The sequence below is a fragment of the Micromonospora sp. M51 genome, assembly GCF_018070305.1.
Classification (GTDB): Bacteria; Actinomycetota; Actinomycetes; order Mycobacteriales; family Micromonosporaceae; genus Micromonospora; species Micromonospora parva.
Window position 1 is genome coordinate 1 of the sequence record NZ_JAGPXZ010001564.1, and the last position, 385, is coordinate 385.

Sequence of the window (385 nt, forward strand, 5' to 3'; positions counted from 1 at the left end):
CGTCGGGAGCGCGCGGCCGAACTGCTGGACAGCCTCGGTGTCGCCGACTGCGCCGATCGCCGCCCGGGCCAACTCTCCGGAGGGCAGCAGATGCGGGTCGCGATCGCGGTGGCGCTGGCCAACCAGCCGCGCGTCCTGCTCGCCGACGAGCCGACCGGCGAGCTGGACGCGGCCACGTCCGCGGAGGTCTTCGGCGTGCTGCGCGACGTCAACCGGCGCTACGGCGTCACCGTCGTCGTGGTGACCCACGACCCGGCGGTCAGCGGCCAGGTCGAACGAACGGTCGCGATCCGGGACGGGCGCACCAGCAGCGAGGTGCTGCGCCGCACCACCACCGACTCGGCGGGCGACACCCACATGATCGCCGAGGAGTACGCGGTGATGG

1 protein-coding gene is annotated in these 385 nt (G+C 73.8%); it reads left to right on the plus strand.

From position 1 onward, the window contains the following. Positions 1 to 385, plus strand: a 385-nt coding sequence (locus KBX53_RS35960) for an ATP-binding cassette domain-containing protein (RefSeq protein WP_210864139.1), incomplete at both ends; no start/stop codon positions are given.